This window comes from Helicobacter turcicus, from assembly GCF_019711685.1.
In the GTDB taxonomy this organism is placed as follows: domain Bacteria; phylum Campylobacterota; class Campylobacteria; order Campylobacterales; family Helicobacteraceae; genus Helicobacter_D; species Helicobacter_D turcicus.
This window is the reverse complement of the sequence record NZ_JAIGYQ010000022.1, coordinates 1-3,794: the sequence shown is the minus strand read 5'-3', so window position 1 is coordinate 3,794 and position 3,794 is coordinate 1. Positions and strand designations below refer to the sequence as shown.

5 protein-coding genes are annotated in these 3,794 nt (G+C 34.2%); all 5 read right to left on the bottom strand.

Annotated elements, in window-relative coordinates:
• Positions 1 to 241 (bottom strand): radical SAM protein (locus K4G57_RS08865; protein WP_221561855.1); only part of this gene is annotated, 241 nt, incomplete at its 3' end.
• Complete coding sequence (locus K4G57_RS08860) at positions 222 to 881, bottom strand: SPASM domain-containing protein (protein WP_221561854.1); 660 nt, start codon at positions 879 to 881, stop codon at positions 222 to 224. The genes K4G57_RS08860 and K4G57_RS08865, both read right to left, overlap by 20 nt.
• Positions 766 to 1,299, bottom strand: coding sequence for a radical SAM protein (locus K4G57_RS08855; RefSeq protein WP_221561853.1), 534 nt, complete (start codon positions 1,297 to 1,299; stop codon positions 766 to 768). Before K4G57_RS08855 ends, K4G57_RS08860 begins: the two co-directional genes overlap by 116 nt.
• A gap of 20 nt (positions 1,300 to 1,319) precedes the next feature.
• On the bottom strand, positions 1,320 to 3,086 hold the full coding sequence (gene asnB / locus K4G57_RS08850) for an asparagine synthase (glutamine-hydrolyzing) (protein ID WP_221532813.1): 1,767 nt from the start codon (positions 3,084 to 3,086) through the stop codon (positions 1,320 to 1,322).
• A 10-nt stretch (positions 3,087 to 3,096) separates the two neighbouring features.
• The coding region (locus tag K4G57_RS08845) for a hypothetical protein (RefSeq protein ID WP_221561852.1) at positions 3,097 to 3,794 on the bottom strand (698 nt) is incomplete at its 5' end.

Here is a 3,794-nt window from a genome sequence, read left to right as displayed (position 1 = left end):
GGGCTAAAACTTCTCTCCAATTTTTATAAGTAAAGAATTCTCCATTTGGAGTAAAGTCAATAGTCTTTACTCCATAATCTTTTGCTTTTTGTAGAATTGTTTCAATTTCTTTTAAGGACATGTCTTTATTAAACTCTGGACGATTGCCAAAATAATCCTCCACATATTCACTACCAAAAAAATGGCACATATCACAAGCATAGTTACATTTATTTGTTACTTTAATTGACATCTGTTCCATGAGATAAACCTTTTTTAAAATTCTTGATTGCACTTACCATATTGTTTTCATACATAAAAAGTAGCACATCTTCTGGAATACTGCTTAAGTATTCAGGGACTACAAAATATCTTGTTTGCACCTTAGAAGAAATCTCTAAATATCCATTATTGATAGACTTTTTTGCCGTAGCATTTAAATCAAAAAAATCATACAAGGAGCAGTTTTTACAATAATTGATAAATGTTGCGTCATTAAGATAGAGAAAGTCAGATTGTTTTTTGCATTCCTCTAGGCTTGTTTCAAAAATATTTGGAATCTTATCGCGAAGTTTGGGATAAATATGCACTTCATCGCAACAGCCTACCACGCTCCCATCAGTTAAAACGATATATGCCCCATAAGCACTACAAGTGCCGACTTCATAATCTTTGCCTTTTAAATTATCCATTAAAACACTCCCGCCCTCATGGTAAATGGACATCTTATTCACACTAATTTGATTGAGTTTATAGGGACGATAGAAATCTAACATATCTTGCACTTCATTTTTGTTTTGGGGTTGTTCTGTAAATTGCACTTGCACATAAATGCCCCCCCCCCCCGCTAGAGAATTTAGAATCTCCATATTGTTTAAAGAGAATTGGAGCATGAATTGCATTTTCAAAGGCTTGTTTAGTTGCAGGTTTTCTTACAATTTTATAAGTGTCATAATGCACAGAATCTATACTAATAGTTACTGCACAAAGTCCTAAATCTACTGCGTCTTTTATATCTTGTTCTTGGAGTAAGCCTCCATTTGTTGTTGTGGTAGCTTGCATTTTATATTTTTGTGTTAGGGCTAAAACTTCTCTCCAATTTTTATAAGTAAAGAATTCTCCATTTGGAGTAAAGTCAATAGTCTTTACTCCATAATCTTTTGCTTTTTGTAGAATTGTTTCAATTTCTTTTAAGGACATGTCACACTGCCAATCAAAACGTTCTTTAAAGTAATCCTCACTATACCCATTCCCATGAAAAGGACACATTCTACAAGTATAATTGCATTTTGAAGTAACCATTAGATTAAGAATAAACATAAAAAAACTCCTTTATCCCACTATAATTCCACTTGATAAATTTCTTCCCATTTAGCAATATTAAAGAGCCGCCACAAATAACCTTTCTCTTTAATTGTAATGGTGGTAAAAATTTCCTTTAAAAGCTTGGATTGATTGATTGCCTCTAACATTTCCTTATCTTCTTGTAGCCAAAGCTTTTGCGGAGATTCAAACCCTAGTTTGTTATACCTCCAAAGGATATTTTGAGGCAATATATCCTTGCAAGCCTCTCTTAAGAGGAATTTCAAATACCCTTTTTGAAATTTCACAGAAATAGGTAGTGCTAACACATAATCTACTAGTCTATAATCCAAATAGGGCAAACGCGATTCCACTCCAAATGCCATAGAATCTCTATCCTCAAAACGTAATAAAGATTGTAAGTTATTCTTATAAATCTCTCGCACATTAAATGCATAAAAAGACGTGTAGTTATAGATTTCTTTAAATTGCGCAAAGTCTAAATATTTCTCTCTCACACCACCCATTTTTGCCCTATCAAATGCTGCTCTTACATTCTCCACGCGCTCTAGGGATTCCTTAATCATTTCTTTAGAATACCTAAAATTTTTCAAATCCTTAAAAAACTCTTCTTCTTTATTTGCATCTTTAAATGTCTTATAAATGTATTGAAAATAATGCTCATAGCCTAAAAAAATCTCATCAGCCCCCTGCCCATCAAACATGACTTTAATGCCCAATTCCCTAGCCTTTTGCATAACAAAATATTGCATATAAATTGAAGTGCTGCCAAAGGGTTCATCTTGCACCCTTATGACTTGCTCTAAGGATTCTAAAAACTCTTTTTTGCTAGGTTCAATCACACAAAGTTCAATCCCTAAATGCTTAGCGACCTCTTTTGCATACGCGCTTTCATCATTGTCTTGTAAGCTAGATTTTGCATGAATGGCTAGGAAATCTTTAGGATTTGAATACGATTTTGCAATAAGTGCGTTTAAGCATGAACTATCTAGCCCACCACTTAAACATCCGCCAATTTTTACATCACTCCTTAAACGCAATCTTATGGAATCCTCTAAAATCTCTCTAACTTTCAATGCAGGATTAGGACTTGAAATCTCTTGCTTATTGATTGTGTAATAAGATGTTTTAGACAAGGAGAGGGTGTTTAAATCTATCACTAAATTTTCACTAGGATTTAAGCGGTAGATTCCTTTAAAGAAAGTCTCATTTAAATAGCAATCCACATTTTGACGCACAATAAAAGGAATCATGGCTGGGATATTTGCCCTCCTCTCTTTCAAGTAAGGCAAAATCGCCTTAATCTCTGAAGCAAAAACTAGTTTTTGCGTATCTTCATAGTAGAAAAAAGGCTTTTCTCCAAACCTATCCCTACTACAAAAAATTTGTTTTTTTACCTTATCCAAAAGCGCAAAAGCCCACATTCCATTACAATGCTCTACACAAGCCTCCCCCCAAAAGTCATAAGCGCACAACAAAACCTCTGTATCGCCTTGTGTTTGGAATCTATATCCTTGATGATACAATTCCTCTTTTAACTCTTTATAATTATAAATTTCACCATTAAAAATAAGCGTGTATTTGTCTTTATAAGACATAGGCTGATTAGAGCGCATATCTAAATCTAAAATGCTTAAGCGGGTATGCCCTAAGAAGAGATTATCACTCTGCACGAAATCTTGAAAATCAGGACCACGATGTGCTAAAAGTTGCAAACTTTGCACGAATTTAGCACGTGCATTTGCATCATAATCCTTATAAACACAGCCTAAGATTCCGCACATTGCATTCCTTTTATTCCTTTTTGAAATTCTTTATTGCACTTACCATATTGTTTTCATACATAAAAAGTAGCACATCTTCTGGAATACTGCTTAAGTATTCAGGGACTACAAAATATCTTGTCATCAAAGTATGTTGGATTGCAAAATAGCCTGATTCAATAAATCTCCTCTCAAGCTTATCATCATTGTCTATGGAGTATATGGAGCAGTTTTTGCAATAATTTATAAATGTTGCGTCATTAAGATAGAGAAAGTCAGATTGTTTTTTGCATTCCTCTAGGCTTGTTTCAAAAATATTTGGAATCTTATCGCGAAGTTTGGGGTAGAAATAAAGCTCCCCACAGCATCCAACAACACTCCCATTAGTCTGCACCATATAAGACCCATAAGATTTACAAGTGCCTATCTCATAAGGACTAGGAGTAAAATCCACTCCCACATGCTTATTCCCACCATCAAAGACAATAAACATCTTATTCACACTAATTTGATTGAGTTTATAGGGACGATAGAAATCTAACATATCTTGCACTTCATTTTTGTTTTGGGGTTGTTCTGTAAATTGCACTTGCACATAAATGCCCCCCCCCCCGCTAGAGAATTTAGAATCTCCATATTGTTTAAAGAGAATTGGAGCATGAATTGCATTTTCAAAGGCTTGTTTGGTTGCAGGTTTTCTTACAATTTTATAAGTGTCATAATGCACAG